Source organism: Salinibacterium sp. AL4.1 (assembly GCF_059767305.1).
Genome location: NZ_JBSOQK010000001.1, coordinates 1,873,744 through 1,888,755 on the forward strand (window position 1 = coordinate 1,873,744; position 15,012 = coordinate 1,888,755).

Consider the following 15,012-nt stretch of genomic DNA (forward strand, 5'->3'; position numbering starts at 1 on the left):
TGTCATAGCTTCAGCGCTCATCGGAGGAAGGCTGCCGCAACACCAGCATCAACGGGGATGTGGAGACCGGTGGTGTGGCTGAGGTCAGGGCCCGTGAGCACTGACACAGCGTTGGCGACATTCTCGGGCAGAACTTCACGCTTGAGGATCGTGCGCTGAGCGTAGAACTTGCCGAGGTCTTCTTCTTCAACGCCATAGGTCTTGGCGCGGTTGGCGCCCCAGCCTGCAGCGAAGATTCCGGAGCCGCGCACAACGCCGTCGGGGTTGATGCCGTTGACCTTCACGCCGTGCTCGCCGAGCTCGACTGCCAGCAGTCGCACCTGGTGAGCCTGGTCAGCCTTCGTGGCCGAGTACGCAATGTTGTTCGGGCCAGCGAAGACCGAGTTCTTCGACGAGATGTAGATGACGTCGCCGCCCATGGCCTGCTCGATGAGCACCGGCGCGGTGGCCTTCGACACCAGGAACGACCCCTTGGCCATGATGTCGTGCTGGAAGTCCCAGTCCTTCTCGGTGGTCTCCAGCAGAGGCTTCGAGAGCGAAACTCCGGCATTGTTCACGACGATGTCGATGCCACCAAAGGCGAGTACGGCATCCTGCACCATGCGGTCGATTGCTTCGGCGTCGGTCACGTTGACCTTGAGGCCGATCGCGACATCCGTGTTTCCGATTTCGGCGGCAGCGGCCTGAGCCTTCTCAAGGTCGAGGTCAGCAATGACGACGCAGGCGCCATCCGCAGCGAGGCGGGTAGCGATGGCCTTGCCGATACCGGATGCTGCACCGGTCACGAGGGCGACGCGGGTGGCGTGCGACTTGGGCTTGGGCATCCGCTGCAGCTTGGCTTCTTCGAGTGCCCAGTATTCGATGTTGAACTTCTCAGCATCGCTGATGGGGGCGTAGGTGGAGAGTGCTTCGGCGCCGCGCATCACGTTGATGGCGTTCACGTAGAACTCGCCAGCAACACGAGCGGTCTGCTTGTTGGCGCCGTAGCTGAACATTCCGACGCCGGGCACGAGAACGATGAGCGGGTCAGCGCCGCGGATCTCGGGGGAGTCATTGGTGGCGTGCTTGTCGTAGTACGCGGTGTAGTCCTTGCGGTACTCCTCGTGGAGTTCCTTAAGGCGCTCGATGCTCTTCTCGATCGAGGCGTTAGCCGGCAGGTCGAGCAGCAGCGGCTTGACCTTGGTGCGCAAGAAGTGGTCGGGGCAGCTCGTGCCGAGGGCGGCGAGCTTGGGAGCGTTGGCGGAGGCGAGGAAGTCGAGAACGACATCCGCGTCAGTGAAGTGGCCGACCATCGGGCGGTCGTGGCTCGCGATACCGCGGATCGTGGCGGCGAGGGCGGCGGCCTTGGTGCGACGCTCTTCCTCGGGCAGCGCAGCATTCTTGGCTACGGCGCGACCGAACGGGGCCTTTTTGCCCTTGGCTTCGATGTACTCTTCGGCAGTCTTGATGATCCAGAGGCTGTTGGCCTCTGCTTCGTCGCTCGTGTCGCCCCACGCCGTGATGCCGTGGCCGCCGAGGATGCAACCGATCGCCTTCGGGTTCTTTTCCTTGATGGCGGCGATGTCGAGTCCGAGCTGGAAGCCGGGGCGACGCCAGTCAACCCAGACAACCTTGTCGCCGAACGCCTTCTTGGTGAGCTTCTTGCCGTCCTTGGCGGTCGCGATGGCGATACCGGAGTCGGGGTGCAAGTGGTCGACGTGCGCAGCATCCACAAGGCCATGCATGGCGGTGTCGATGGAGGGCGCGGCGCCACCCTTGCCGTGCAGCGTGAAGTCGAACGCGGCAACCATTTCATCTTCGCGGTCGATGCCGGGGTAGACGTTCGTCATCGAGCGCAGGCGGTCGAGGCGCAGCACGGCAAGGCCCGCTTCCTTGAGGGTGCCGAGGTCTCCGCCGGAGCCCTTTACCCACATGAGCTCGATGGGCTCGCCGGTAACCGGATCGGTCTCCGTGCCCTTGGCCGACGTGTTGCCGCCGGCGTAGTTGGTAACGCGCGGGTCAGAACCGAGGCGGTTCGACCGAGCGATGAGTTCAGCGGCAGTGGGGTTCGTCATGGAGGTATCCCGTATCGTCAGGTTTGTAAGTATTTGTGAAATCTAACAATAAATTACCAGAAGGTGCAAGGGGCGCGCATGTTAGAGAAGCTCGACGTACTCCCGGTATGCATCCAACCGGGAGTCTCGCGGGTCGAGTTCGGTGATGAGCAAGCTCACGTCACGCAGGTTGAAGCTCACCGCGATCGACCGGTCATCCAACTTCGACGAGTCGACGCAGAGAATTGTTTCCCGCGCCGCGCCTGCAAAGGCCTGCTTCACCTGGCTCTCATCGAGCGACACCTCAGAGCTGCCAAGAGTGGAATCCACGGCGCTCGCCGAGGAGAAGAAGCGCGAATACAGCACGGATGCCGCCCCCTGGCAGGCGAGCAGCCCCACCAAACTTTCGGTCTTCGGCTCGGATTCGCCGCCCGTGAGCACCCCGGTTACCCCCGGAATCGAGCGCAGGCAAATGAAATTCTCGAACGAGTTGGTGACGACAGAAAGCCCATCACGCTGGCCGAGGGTCGTGGCTATCGTGCCGGTCGTGGTGGAAGCATCGAGCGCGATCGCTCCCGACTGCGGAATGAGTGCCAACGCTTTCGTGGCGATCACTTGCTTGGCGCGGGCACGCACGGCACGGCGCTCATCGAAGGGGCGCGGCCCCGAGATCGAGATCGCTCCGCCGCGTACCCGCCGCAAGAGCCCCTCGGCTTCCATGTCATCGAGATCGCGGCGTACGGTCATCGCCGAGACGGCGAGCTCGGCGGCGATGTCGTCGAGGCGAAGAGCACCGTCGCGATTGAGGCGCTCCTGCAACATCGCTCGTCGTTGCTGTGCGCCCAGGGTGCCAATCGTCGCCATCGTGCTCCTCGGTGGTGTGTGAGATTTCATGTTACAACCCACGAAACCTCACAAGGCCGAGCGGCGCAGGTGCCCGCACCTGCGCCACTGTGGCTGAGCGTTGACACTCTCCGGTTACGAATGATAGGTTCACTGAACACCGGTTCATTGAACCAGAACTGAACTAGACACGGCAGAGCAGCCTGTGCGATTCGCCAAGCTGCCGCACCGGCTTGAAGAAGGAGAATCGCACATGGTCGACGGAGCGTACGAAAACGTCGCAAGCAGCGCATCCGGCATGGATCGCGCTCTCGAAGCAGGGCAGGGTATTGTCCAGCTCGCCCCCACCTGGGTTCCGCGCGCCTTCTGCACTCCTGGTCGCCGCATCCGCCTTCACCCGGACGACTACTTCCCCTTCGCTCAGGGCCGTGGCGGTATCGATGAGCGCTGGCTCTCCTCCGCCGTTCGCGCCGACAACGGTCCCCTTACCGGAGCAAACGAAGGCCTCAGCCTCGTCGTTGACCCCGATGGTGGCGCGCTGCTTCCCTTCGACGAATTCGTCGGACACCACAAGGGCGAAGCAATCGGTGAGCGCTTGTGGACGCAGCATGAGAAGTGGCCGATGTACTCGAAGTTCTTCGATAACCAGCAGGCGCTGCCTTTTCACGTGCACCACACAGATGAGAAAGCAGCTCTCGTTGACAAGCCTGGCAAGCCCGAGGCCTACTACTACTCGCCTCACATGAACAACCACTTGGGCGACCAGCCGATCTCGTTCCTCGGCTTCCAGCCCGAGGTCACCACCGACCAGGTGAAAGCCCGCCTCATGCGTTTCGCCGACGGAGGCGACAACCGCATTACCGACCTCTCCCGCGGCTACCGCACTCAGCTCGGCACTGGATGGGATATCCCGTCGGGCGTTCTGCACGCTCCCGCCAGCATCTGCACCTACGAACCCCAGGCCGCCTGCGACGTCTTCTGCATGTGTGAATCGTGGAGCAACAACCGCGAGGTTCCCGAAGAACTCCTCTGGAAGGATGTTCCGCCGGAGCAGCACGGCGACTTCGACTTCATCATTTCTCTGCTCGACTGGGAGAAGAACACAGACCCCAACTTCGTGACGAACCGCTTCATGGCGCCATACTCGACTGCACAGTCGTTGGCTGATGGCGAGACCTCGTACGTTGAAAAGTGGATCGTGTACCGCTCGCCTCACTTCAGTGCGAAGGAACTTACTGTTCGCCCTGGCCAGTCGGTGACGGTGACGGACACTGATGCTTACGGTCTTATCGCTGTGCAGGGAACCGGAACGCTCGGCAACCACGACATCGCCGCCGCCACGCTCATCCGCTTCGGGCAGCTCAGCCAAGACGAGTTCTTCGTTACCGAGTCGGCAGCTCGCGCCGGAGTCACCGTTACAAACCGCTCCGCTACTCAGGACCTCGTCATCCTCAAGCACTTCGGGCCCGAGAACGCCGAATTGGGACTCCATGTCTAACGTTTTTGGTCGCGAGGGAACGGCCCTGAGGGAGCGCGTAGGTTCGCTTTCTCAGGTCGTTCGACTCGACAGCTTCGTGGAGGCCGAAGGGCCTGCGCGGGGTGCGCGCCGTCTGCGGATGGTGAACGGCAGCGGTATGGAGGTCGAACTTCATCCGGACCGTGCGCTCGACATCGGGCAGGTCACGTTCGACGGCATCCCCATCGCGTGGATCTCGCCGACCGAGATCACTGCCCCCGAAGCGTTTGAACCCGAGGGCGCTGGTTGGTTGCGCACCTTCGGCGGCGGACTGCTGGCCACTTGTGGTCTCGACACGTTCGGGCCCGCTGGTGACGACGCGGGTCAGACTCTGGGCTTGCACGGGCGTATCGGTGCGCAGAAAGCTCGCGTCATCCGAGCCGAAGCCAACGACCATGAAGTAGTAGTCGAGGCCGTTACTCGTCAGGCCGCTGTCTTTGGCGAGAACCTAAGGCTGCAGCGCACGATATCGGCTGAGGTCGGCGCGACGTCGTTCCTGCTCGAAGACACCGTTACGAACGAGTCATTCGCCGAGCAGCCGCACATGATTTTGTACCACATCAACCTCGGCTGGCCGCTGTTGTCAGAGAGCACCGTGGTCGATATCCCCTCTCGCGAAACCGTCGCCCGCGACGCCGAGGGAGAGAAGGGAATCGATGTCTGGCAGACAGGCGCCGCGCCCACTCCCGGTTTCGCCGAGCAAGTTTTCCGCCACACGATCGGCGACGAGCCGGCGGCATACGTGCGAGTAACGAACCCCGATCTCGGTCTCGAACTGATTGTCGAGTTTTCCGGCCTGGAGCTCCCGTGGCTCTTCCAGTGGAAGATGGTCGGTCAGGGGAATTACGCCTTAGGCATCGAACCAACTAACACCGCCAACGTTTTCGGACGCAATGCCGCACGCGAGGCCGGCGAGCTCACCTCGATCCCTGCCGGGCAGAGCGTCAGCTACAGCGTGCGATTCACACTTCAGCGAACCAATGGATCAGACAGTGTTCGCGATGAGGGGAGTTCAGAATGACAACCGAGTCGACACCCGCAGTCGCTCTTCGGATGACCGGGATCACCAAATCCTTTCCCGGCGTGATGGCGCTTCAAGACGTTGATCTTGAGATCAACGAGGGAGAAGTGCATGCCATCGTCGGAGAGAACGGCGCTGGCAAGTCCACGCTGATGAAGATTTTGGCCGGCTTCTACCAGCCCGATAAGGGCGAGATCGAGGTCGGTGGTCGCAAAGCGACCCACTGGACCCCGCGCGAAGCTCGCAGCCGAGGTATCGGCATGATCTACCAAGAGCTCAACCTCGTTCCCGATCTCTCGGTGTCCGAGAACATCAGCTTGGGCGCGATGCCGAAGCGTGGTCCTTTCGTGGACTACCGCGCGATGAACGCGAAAGCCGCTGCGGTGCTCGACGAACTCGACACCGACATCGATCCGGGCACGCGTTTGGGTGACCTCTCTATTAGCCAGCAACAGCTGGTCGAGATCGCCAAGGTTGTCGCGCGCCAGCCGAACATTGTGGTGTTCGATGAACCGACATCGTCACTGGGAGACAAAGAGACTCGCGTTCTCTTCGATGTCATCACCAAGATGCGTGACCGCGGCATCGCGATCATCTACATCAGTCACCGCCTTCAAGAGGTCATGGAAATTGGCGACCGGGTAACCGTTCTTCGCGACGGCCGCCACATCGAAACTCGGGATGTCGCCGGAATCACTCCGGATGAAATGGTCAGCCTCATGGTCGGCCGCGACCTCAACGAGATGTTCCCTAAATTTGATCTCGAGCTCGGTGAGCAAGTCTTGTCGGTTGTCGGCGCTTCGCGAGCGGGGCAGTTCGACAATGTGACTCTGGATGTTCGCAAGCACGAGATCGTCGGGCTCGCAGGCCTCGTCGGCTCAGGCCGCACCGAAGTAGCTCGCGCCCTGTTTGGGCTCGATCCGCTGGAGGAGGGCACCATCACCCTCGCCGGCAAGACGGTGAAGATTCGCTCGCCTCGTCAAGGCGTTGCTGCTGGCGTCGCGCTTGTCCCCGAAGACCGTAAAGGTCAGGGAATTATTCCCGGGCTGTCGGTTCGCGAGAACTTCACGCTGCCGGTGATCACTCGCATCACCAACGCCCTGCTCATCTTCTTGGGCAAGGAACGCAAGATCGTTACTGAACTTGCCGACCGCCTCAAGGTTAACCCGCCCCAGGTCGAGCGCCCGCTCAACGTGTTTAGCGGTGGAAACCAGCAGAAGGTTGTTCTCGGCAAGTGGCTGCTCTCCGAGCCGAAGCTGCTCATTCTCGACGAGCCAACCCGTGGCGTTGACGTCGGGGCGAAGGCCGACATCCATCACATCATTGGCGAATTCGCCCAAGACGGCGGCGGAGTACTCATGATCAGCTCCGAGCTGCCCGAACTGCTCGCTGTCTGCGATCGCATCTTCGTCTTGCACGAAGGCGTGATCTCAGCAGAAATTTCCCGCGCGGATGCAACCGAAGAGTCGGTCATGCGCGCCGCAACAGGTCAGGAGGTAGCAGCATGAATCAGCTCGTCGCACCCGCGAAAAGTCTCGACAAGAGCAAGACACCCGGCGCACTGTTCAGCACGCTGAGCATCCCCATCGCAATTCTGGTGCTTGTCGTAATCGGCTCGGTAGCGTCTCCGTCGTTCCTGACGGTCAACAACCTGACCAACGTGCTCAACGCCAACTCGGCGGTCGGACTCATCGCCCTGGGCATGACCTTCGTGATGGTCTCGGGAGGTCTCGCTGACCTTTCTGTTCCGGCCAACGTCGCCATGGGCGCCCTCGTCACCCTCGGTGCTCAAGAATCGATGGGTACTGGCCTCGCTGCACTGATGGGCTTGCTCGTCGCGAGCATGGGTGGCGTCGTCAACGGCATCCTGATCGGTTACCTTCGCATCAATCCGATCATCGCGACTCTCGGCACGGGCTCGGTTCTCCTCGGCCTCAGCCAACTGCTTGTTGGTGGTGGCATTGTGTACGCCCAGCCGAGTGCTCTCTCCACCTTCGTGAAGAGCAGCATTCTGGGCATCCCGGTGTTCATCTGGATCTTCATCTTCGTGGCATTGATTCTGCACCCGCTGCTCGCCCGCACCTCCTTTGGTCGCTGGAGTCTTGCGGTGGGTGGTAACTACCAAGCAGCTCAGGCCAGTGCTGTTCCCGTGCGATTCACCAAGGCCGCCGCATTCGCTATGACCGGCTTTTTGGCCGGGCTGTGTGGAGTGCTTCTCGCGCTCAGCAACGGTCAAGCGCGCCCCATCATCGGCACCGGCTACGAGTTCGTGGCCATCACCGCAGTGGTGATCGGCGGAACGAGCGTGTTCGGCGGCAACGGTAGCGTGCTGCGCACCGTCGGCGGCGTGCTCATCACCGCCCTCATCGGCAACCTGATCATTTTGCTCGGCTTCCCCAGCCAAGCAACCGGACTCATCACGGGCGCCATTGTGCTCGGAGCCGTCGGAATCGACGCGTACTTTCGTCGGAAAGCAGGAAGACTGTGAAAAACTTCGACTTCGCACTACTCGGTACCCGTGCGGTTCAGTACCGGCTGGTCATCATGTTGCTCGCCGTGGCCGTTTTTGGTGCGCTGAGCCTGGACGACTTCCTCACCGTCAACACTTTCCAATCCGTGCTCGACCGCGCTACGGTTGTCGGGTTCTTGGCTCTGGGACTCACTCCCGTGCTGATCGCGGGCCAAATCGACCTCTCTATTGGATCGATGATGTCGATGGCAGGCATCACCACGATCTTCATGCAGCCTGTTATCGGCAACGTGCCGGCCGCCGCCGCCGGAGTTGCCGTCGGCATCCTGATCGGTGCGGTCAACGCGTTGATGGTGGTGGTGTTCAAGATCAACTCGCTCGTCGCGACATTGGCCACGCTATTGATCTTCGCGTCACTCGCCCTGCTGCTGACGAACTCGTACCCGTTGAGTTCCGAAGACCCGATCTTCGGTCTTCCGCTGACGGCTGACTTCCTTTGGATACTCACACCACGATCGGCGATCTTCTTGACCGCTGCCGTATTGATGTTCGTGTGGCTGAAGCTCACGCCCACCGGGCGCAACCTGTACGCGGTGGGTAGCGATGCCCCCGCAGCGACCTCCAGCGGCATCAACGCCAACGGCTACATCGCCGCATCCTTCGTTCTGTCCGGCTTCTTTGCCGGACTAGCCGGGATGATGCAGTCGCTCAGTACCGCTGCAGGGTCACCTGTTGCCGGTGCAGTCATGTTGATCCCCGCGATTACCGCTGTGGTGATCGGTGGCACGCGACTCGAAGGTGGCCGCGGCTCGTCGCTCGCCACCCTCGGCGGAGTGCTCGCCCTCGGCGCCCTCACGACAGCCCTTGAATACAACGGCGTTCCGTCGTACACCCAGGCCATCTACACCGGCCTTCTGCTGATCCTTCTGATCAGCCTCGACCGCATTGTCTCCGGACATGGCGGCGCATCTTCCCGCGCGCAGAGAAGCGTGAGGGTCGCACCAAGAAACACACCACTTCCTAGGAGGAACGCATGATTGCACGTCGTAATATCCTCGTCGCCTCGGCTGCTGCCACGCTTCTGTTCGCAGTTGCAGGCTGCACCGCCGCAGACACGGACACAGCATCCGGCGAGGCAGGCAGTGTCGAAGGCAAGAGCATTTGCTATGTCACGCTCGCCAATTCGCACCCCTACGTCACCCCTGCTAACGAGGGCGCTCAGGCCGCTGCTGATGCAGCCGGTGTAGAGCTCACCATCGTCAGCGAAGAGTTCTCGGCTCAGACCGGCGCAGAACAGCTCAACTCCTGCGTTTCGCGCGGTGTTGACGGCATCCTGCTTTGGCCGGCAGACGAGAACAGCTACCTGCCTGGACTGCTCAAGGCGGAGCAGGCTGGCATCCCCGTTGTCGCCATTGACACCCGTGCCGGTGACGAGTCGATGGAGCTCATTCAGTCCTTCGCTGGAGCCGACAAGTATGACCAGGGCAAGATCAGTGCTCAGCAGCTCGACGGTGCCCTCGACAGCACTGGCGGCATCGTTGTTATTGCGGGCCAGGCCGGAAACGGTACTGAGATCGCCCGCAGTGGCGGCTTCCTCGACGAACTTGAAAGCATGGGTTCAGGGCTCGAGATTCTCGCGACGGTCAACGCTGACTTCGACCAGCAGAAGGCTCTCGTAGCGTCGCGCGACCTCATCACCAAGTTCGGTGACCAGATCAAGGGCGTTTACGCTCAGGACGACACGATGGCCAAGGGCTTCCTGCAGGCACTCGAAGAGAGCGGACTCGACTTCGTTCCGGTCGTTGTAGGCATCAACGGTGAGGCTGGAGCCTTTGACAACATCCGTGAAGGCAAGCAGTTCAGCACCATCCTGCAGCCTCCGTTCCGCAACGGTGAGCTTGCCATCGAAACTCTCATTTCTGTGATGACGGGTGAGACGGTTCCCGAAATGGTTCCGCTGGAGAACACCATCGTCGACATCAACAACGTTGACGACTTGGAGCCCGCTCTCTAAACCGAGAGCGAGCAAGATTTGTGGGGCCACGCTGCAGAGCGTGGCCCCACGCTGTTAACCCCATTCCTTAATGAAGAGGAGAACAAGCACATGACTAGCACAGCGGCAAAAACCATTGGTATCGGGCTCATCGGTGATGGGCTGATGGCGAAAGAGCATTCGATGGCGTGGCGCAATGCGCGCGCGGTGTTCGGAGACCTGCCCCTCGAGCCGCGACTGGTCACCCTTGTTCATCCCACCCTCGCGCGAGCGGAAAGCGCCGCCGCCCAGTACGGCTTCGAGCGAGCATCCGACTCTTGGCAGGACGTGGTTAACGATCCCGAGATCGATGTGATTAACATCGTGACGCCCAACGCCTTCCACGAAGAGGTTGCGATTGCGGCAGCGCGCGCGGGCAAACACGTCTGGTGCGAGAAACCCTTAGCGCTCACGGTCGAGGGAGCGCTCGCCATGACCGAGGCCGCTGAAGCAGCAGGCATCACGACCCAGGTGGGTTTCACCTACCTGCAGAACCCCGGCATCGCGCTCGCCCGCCAACTCGTTGACGCCGGCGAGCTCGGGCAACTGGTCTCTTTCACTGGCTTCTTCAGCGCCGACACCATGATTGACCCTGAAGTGCCGTTCACGTGGCGCACGGATCGGTCGCGTGCCGGCGGGGGAGCGCTCGGCGATCTCGGGTCGCACATGATCTCGATCGCGCGCCACCTCGTTGGCGATGTCGCGCGGGTCAGCGGGATGACCAAGATTGTTGTGCCCGAACGTAAAGACGCGGATGGCATCCGTCACGTTGTCGACAACGATGACTATTCATTGTCGCTGGTCGAATTTGCGAATGGGGCTATTGGCTCGATGCAGGCGAGCCGCGTAGCCGTGGGGCGTGCCTTTGAAGTGTCGTTTACGCTCACCGGCACCCGTGGCGCCATCCGTTTCAGCCAGCAAGACAGCCACAAGCTTGAGGTTTCGCTCGACTCTGATGGACTCGATGCGCACGGCTTCCGCACTATCGAACTGGGGCCGGGGCATGGCGACTACGCAGCGCTGTGGCCGATGTCTGGCATCAACATCGGGCTCCACGAGCTCAAGATTTTTGAGGTCAAGAAGTTCATCGACGCGATCGCGGCGGGTACGACCTCGTCACCTGATTTCCGGGAGGCGTGGGAGATTCAGAAGGTTATCGACGCCGTCGAGAAATCAGACCAGCAACGCGCTTGGTGCACCGTCTCGTAGCTTCGGAGCCGGGCCAGTGGATGCTCGCACAATGAGTTCAGGCTCGAAGATGACGTGTTCGTGCTCGTGGGCTGCACCCTGCTCGATCTCGTCGAGAATCATCCGCACCGCGGTGCGGCCGAGCTCTTCTCGTGGCTGCCGCACGGTGGTGAGGGGAACGGTGGCGGCACTCGCCCAGTCGAGGTCGTCGAAGCCGATGATCGACACGTCTTCCGGAACAGAGATGCCGTCGAGCACGAACTCCTGAAGCACTCCCAGCGCGAGCATGTCATTGGCGCAAAACACGGCCGTGGGGCGCTCGTCGCGGGGGAGTGCTGCGATCTGTCGCCCGGCATTGCGGCCGTCGTCGAACTTCCACGTCGGAACGTCAATACGACCGATGTCGGATGCGGGCACGCCAGCTTTCGTCGTCGCGCCCACGAGGCCGTCGAACCGTTGATCGACCTGGCGTGAGATTGCGGAGCCTCCCACGAACGAGATGCGGGTGTGCCCAAGGCCGAGCAGGTGTTCACCGGCGAGCTTGCCGCCCGCGAAGTCGTCAGTGGCAAGAGAGCAGCACGGTCGGTCGCCAGAAATGCGGTCGACGTAGACGACAGGAATGCCGCGATCGATGAGCTCTTCGAGGCGGGGATTACGTTCATCCACTGGTGTGATCATGATGCCGTGTACGCGCTGCTGCACAAGCAAGTCAAGGTTCTGTTGCTCGCGCGACGGGTCTTCGCCGTTGTGCACGATCATTACACCAACGCCGAACTCTTTCGCGGCAGCTTCTGCTCCGAGTGCAACATCGACAAAGAACGGGTTGCCCATATCGGCGAGGGCGAAACCGAGGGTGCGCTCTCGGCCGGGGCGATACTGGCGTGCGTTGGCGACGGGAACGAACTCGAGCTCCTTGATGGAGCTGAGCACCTTTTCGCGGGTAGCAGCATTGACGTAACTGGGGCGGTTGAGTACGTTACTGACCGTACCCGCCGACACTCCCGCGTGCCGTGCTACGTCCCGGATGTTCGCCATTGTGCCTTCCGCTGCTCTTGATTCATTGAACCGAACCAAGAGCTAGCGTACACCCCATTATTGCTGGCTGCGGGCTAGTTAAACCGCCTAGGCACCCCACCCAGCCTGAACGCCACCCACGCGCTCGTCAGCGATCTTCTGCTGGTAACCGGATGCCGCGTACGCCGCCATCGGGTCGGCGGGCAGGCCGCGCGACTCGCGCCACGCAGCAAGGTCAGCGCGCACGTCGGTGTAGAAGGCATCCATCAGAATTCCGTTGGCGCCGAGAACATCACCGGCGTCTTGCGCGGCGGTGAGAGCATCCGAATCGACGAGAAGCGCACGAGCGGTCATCTCTTGCACGTTGAGCACCGAACGCATCTGGCCGGGCACCTTGTCTTCGACGTTGTGGCACTGGTCGAGCATGAAGGCCACGCCGCTGTCGGCACCGTAGCCGCCACCACGAACGACTTCATAGAGGATGCGGAACAGCTGGAACGGGTCAGCCGCGCCCACGATGAGGTCATCATCGGCGTAGAAGCGCGAGTTGAAGTCGAACGAGCCAAGCTTTCCGAGGCGCAGTAGCTGCATCACGATGAACTCGATGTTGGTGCCGGGGGCATGGTGGCCCGTGTCGAGGCACACGAGAGCGCGCTCGCCGAGGGCGGCTACTTGGGCGTAGCTGGTTCCCCAGTCCGGAACATCCATGTGGTAAAAAGCGGGCTCGAAGAACTTGTACTCGAGCACCATGCGCTGCTCGTCACCGAGGCGGCCGTAAATCTGCTCAAGCGAGTCCGCGAGGCGGTCCTGACGGCCACGGATGTCGGCCTGGCCGGGGTAGTTCGAGCCGTCAGCAAGCCAAATCTTGAGGTCGCGGGAGCCCGTCTGGTCCATCACGTCGATGCACTCGAAGTGATGGTCAATGGCCTTCTGGCGGATCGTGGGGTCGACGTGGGTGAGCGATCCGAACTTGTAGTCGTCGTCTTGGAACGTGTTTGAATTCACCGTTCCGAGGTCAACGCCGTGATCTTGAGCGAAGGAGCGCAGGGCGCTGTAGTCCTCGACCTTGTCCCACGGGATGTGGAGGGCAACAGTCGGCGACAGTGCCGTGTACTTGTTGACCTGGGCGGCATCCGCGATCTTCTCTTCCGGAGTGCGGGGAGTGCCGGGGGTTCCGAACACCTTGAACCGGGTGCCGGAGTTGCCGAAGGCCCACGAGGGGAGTTCGATGGCCTGCTCTTCGAGGCGGGCTGCGATGGAGCTGAAGCTGGTCACTGCTGGTCCTTTGTTCTTGCGAAGCGATGACGGGCGCACTCAGGCAGCGAGTGGCGTGGTCTCACTCATCAACTCTTCATTGAATCGTTTTAACTGTTCGCATTGAGAATAAGGTCATGGGTGGGTTTTCGTCAAGGTGGTGCGATTCCATGGCACTATTGAACGATTCAAAATTAGTCAGCGATGGCGCTGGGAAAGTGGGATTGCATGAGCGGGATCAGTGTAAAAGATGTCGCTCGGCACGCGGGAGTGTCCGTGGGCACGGTCTCCAACGTGATGAATCACCCCGCGAAGGTTGCGCCCGCCACGGTTGCAAAGGTTCAGAGCGCTATCGAGGAACTCGGCTTTGTGCGCAACGACGCCGCCCGTCAACTGCGAGATGGCCACAGCAAAACCGTCGGCCTCGTTGTGCTCGACGTGCGCAACCCGTTCTTCACTGATGTTGCTCGTGGCGCTGAAACGCGGGCAAGCCAAGAGGGGCTGTCAGTAATTTTGGGCAACAGCGATGAAGACCCCGCACGAGAGCAGGCTTACCTCGAACTCTTTGAGCAGCAACGCTCGCATGGCGTGTTGATTTCTCCGATCGGTGACATCAGCGCGCGTCTCCAAGGATTGCGTGCTCGCGGCATTCCCGCAGTGCTCGTCGACCGGGCGAGCCCAGATCGAACGTTTAGCTCAGTGACTGTCGATGACGTGGCGGGTGGCCGCATGGCTGTCGAACACCTGATCGCCGAGGGGCGCACTCGCATCGTTTTTGTGGGCGGACCGCTCTCGATTCGCCAGGTTGCCGACCGGCTCGAGGGTGCTGAGCTTGCCGCTCAGGCGCACGCAGGGGTATCGCTTGAGGTTGTGCACCTTGACTCGCTGAGCGTAATTGCGGGACGCAAGGCGGGAACGGCGATCGCCGACCGTTCCGAGCTGCCTGATGCGATTTTTGCCGCCAATGACCTGGTCGCGATGGGGGTGCTGCAGGCGCTGATGCTGCAAGGGACTGATGTTCGCGTTCCCGAAGACGTCGCCCTCATTGGTTATGACGACATCGACTTCGCTTCGGCCGCGGTGGTGCCGCTGTCGTCCATCCGTCAGCCCGCCGGCATGATCGGCCACACGGCGCTGGAGATCTTGCTCGAAGAAGTGGCCGACCCGTCAGCGGCGCCACGCCACGTTGAGTTTCAGCCCGAGCTTGTTGTGCGCCGCTCTACGTCGGCAAGCGCCGTCGATACTGTCTAGCGCGCGGCGGCGAGCTGATCTTCGAGGTTGAAAACCTCGGGCAAAACCTGGGCTGCTTGGTCGGGGCGCCCATCGAGGGCCACGAAGAACTTTGCCATTTCGGCTTCCCACTCAGCCGCGACCGCACTGTTGTCGAGAAAATTTTGTGAGGCTTCCACCGAGTCTGTTTCGTAGTAGCCGACAAGCAGTCCGTCTGGGCGCACGAAGAGCGAGTAATTGCGACGGCCGGATGCTTCAATCGCCTCGAGCATGCGCGGCCAGACTGCCGAGTGACGCTCGAGATACTCGTTGAGTCGTTCTGGCCGGACTTGCAGTTGGAAGCACACGCGAGTCATTTCTCTCCCTAGTTGAGGTCGTTGGCGGCGGTCGCGCCGTTTCTGGTCACAGAGT

At 61.4% G+C, this 15,012-nt stretch carries 13 protein-coding genes; 8 read left to right on the top strand and 5 right to left on the bottom strand.

Translation table 11 applies throughout. The features are described from left to right. Nucleotides 1-17: 17 nt before the first annotated feature. The gene (locus tag ACWTV3_RS09040) at nt 18-2,054 is read right to left on the bottom strand and encodes a bifunctional aldolase/short-chain dehydrogenase (RefSeq protein WP_498477853.1); all 2,037 of its coding nucleotides are present in this window, start codon (nt 2,052-2,054) and stop codon (nt 18-20) included. An 81-nt stretch (nt 2,055-2,135) separates the two neighbouring features. Further along, complete coding sequence (locus tag ACWTV3_RS09045; protein WP_498477854.1) at nt 2,136-2,897, bottom strand: DeoR/GlpR family DNA-binding transcription regulator; 762 nt, start codon at nt 2,895-2,897, stop codon at nt 2,136-2,138. A gap of 232 nt (nt 2,898-3,129) precedes the next feature. On the opposite strand from ACWTV3_RS09045, the gene ACWTV3_RS09050 reads away from it, so the two are divergent. The 7 genes from ACWTV3_RS09050 to ACWTV3_RS09080 all read left to right on the top strand — a co-directional run bounded on the left by ACWTV3_RS09050 (nt 3,130) and on the right by ACWTV3_RS09080 (nt 11,124). Beyond that, a complete protein-coding gene (locus ACWTV3_RS09050) occupies nt 3,130-4,374 on the top strand; it encodes a hypothetical protein (RefSeq protein WP_498477855.1) in 1,245 nt (414 codons plus the stop codon). Then, nucleotides 4,367-5,413, top strand: a complete 1,047-nt coding sequence (locus ACWTV3_RS09055; protein WP_498477856.1) for an aldose 1-epimerase family protein — start codon at nt 4,367-4,369, stop codon at nt 5,411-5,413. Before ACWTV3_RS09050 ends, ACWTV3_RS09055 begins: the two co-directional genes overlap by 8 nt. Further along, nucleotides 5,410-6,921, top strand: coding sequence for a sugar ABC transporter ATP-binding protein (locus ACWTV3_RS09060; RefSeq protein ID WP_498477857.1), 1,512 nt, complete (start codon nt 5,410-5,412; stop codon nt 6,919-6,921). Before ACWTV3_RS09055 ends, ACWTV3_RS09060 begins: the two co-directional genes overlap by 4 nt. Further along, nucleotides 6,918-7,901 carry an ABC transporter permease gene (locus ACWTV3_RS09065; RefSeq protein ID WP_100387642.1) on the top strand — a complete coding sequence of 328 codons (984 nt, stop codon included), beginning with the start codon at nt 6,918-6,920 and terminating at the stop codon, nt 7,899-7,901. Before ACWTV3_RS09060 ends, ACWTV3_RS09065 begins: the two co-directional genes overlap by 4 nt. Further along, nucleotides 7,898-8,920 carry an ABC transporter permease gene (locus ACWTV3_RS09070; protein WP_498477858.1) on the top strand — a complete coding sequence of 341 codons (1,023 nt, stop codon included), beginning with the start codon at nt 7,898-7,900 and terminating at the stop codon, nt 8,918-8,920. The genes ACWTV3_RS09065 and ACWTV3_RS09070 overlap by 4 nt, the downstream gene beginning before the upstream one ends. Further along, nucleotides 8,917-9,897, top strand: a complete 981-nt coding sequence (locus ACWTV3_RS09075) for a sugar ABC transporter substrate-binding protein (RefSeq protein ID WP_498477859.1) — start codon at nt 8,917-8,919, stop codon at nt 9,895-9,897. The genes ACWTV3_RS09070 and ACWTV3_RS09075 overlap by 4 nt, the downstream gene beginning before the upstream one ends. A 90-nt stretch (nt 9,898-9,987) precedes the next feature. Then, nucleotides 9,988-11,124, top strand: a complete 1,137-nt coding sequence (locus tag ACWTV3_RS09080) for a Gfo/Idh/MocA family protein (protein ID WP_498477860.1) — start codon at nt 9,988-9,990, stop codon at nt 11,122-11,124. Here ACWTV3_RS09080 and ACWTV3_RS09085 read toward each other — a convergent pair. Together ACWTV3_RS09085 and rhaI are read right to left on the bottom strand one after the other, a co-directional pair. Next, nucleotides 11,089-12,138, bottom strand: coding sequence for a LacI family DNA-binding transcriptional regulator (locus tag ACWTV3_RS09085; protein WP_498477861.1), 1,050 nt, complete (start codon nt 12,136-12,138; stop codon nt 11,089-11,091). The genes ACWTV3_RS09080 and ACWTV3_RS09085 overlap by 36 nt on opposite strands. Before the next feature lie 87 nt (nt 12,139-12,225). Further along, the gene (gene rhaI / locus ACWTV3_RS09090) at nt 12,226-13,392 is read right to left on the bottom strand and encodes an L-rhamnose isomerase (protein ID WP_498477862.1); all 1,167 of its coding nucleotides are present in this window, start codon (nt 13,390-13,392) and stop codon (nt 12,226-12,228) included. 207 nt (nt 13,393-13,599) lie between these two features. Here rhaI and ACWTV3_RS09095 point away from each other — a divergent pair, with 207 nt between their 5' ends. Beyond that, nucleotides 13,600-14,622 carry a LacI family DNA-binding transcriptional regulator gene (locus ACWTV3_RS09095; protein ID WP_498477863.1) on the top strand — a complete coding sequence of 341 codons (1,023 nt, stop codon included), beginning with the start codon at nt 13,600-13,602 and terminating at the stop codon, nt 14,620-14,622. Here ACWTV3_RS09095 and ACWTV3_RS09100 read toward each other — a convergent pair. Further along, nucleotides 14,619-14,957: an L-rhamnose mutarotase gene (locus tag ACWTV3_RS09100; RefSeq protein WP_498477864.1), complete on the bottom strand. Its 339-nt coding sequence runs from the start codon at nt 14,955-14,957 to the stop codon at nt 14,619-14,621. The two genes, ACWTV3_RS09095 and ACWTV3_RS09100, sit on opposite strands and share 4 nt — an antisense overlap. Nucleotides 14,958-15,012: the final 55 nt, after the last annotated feature.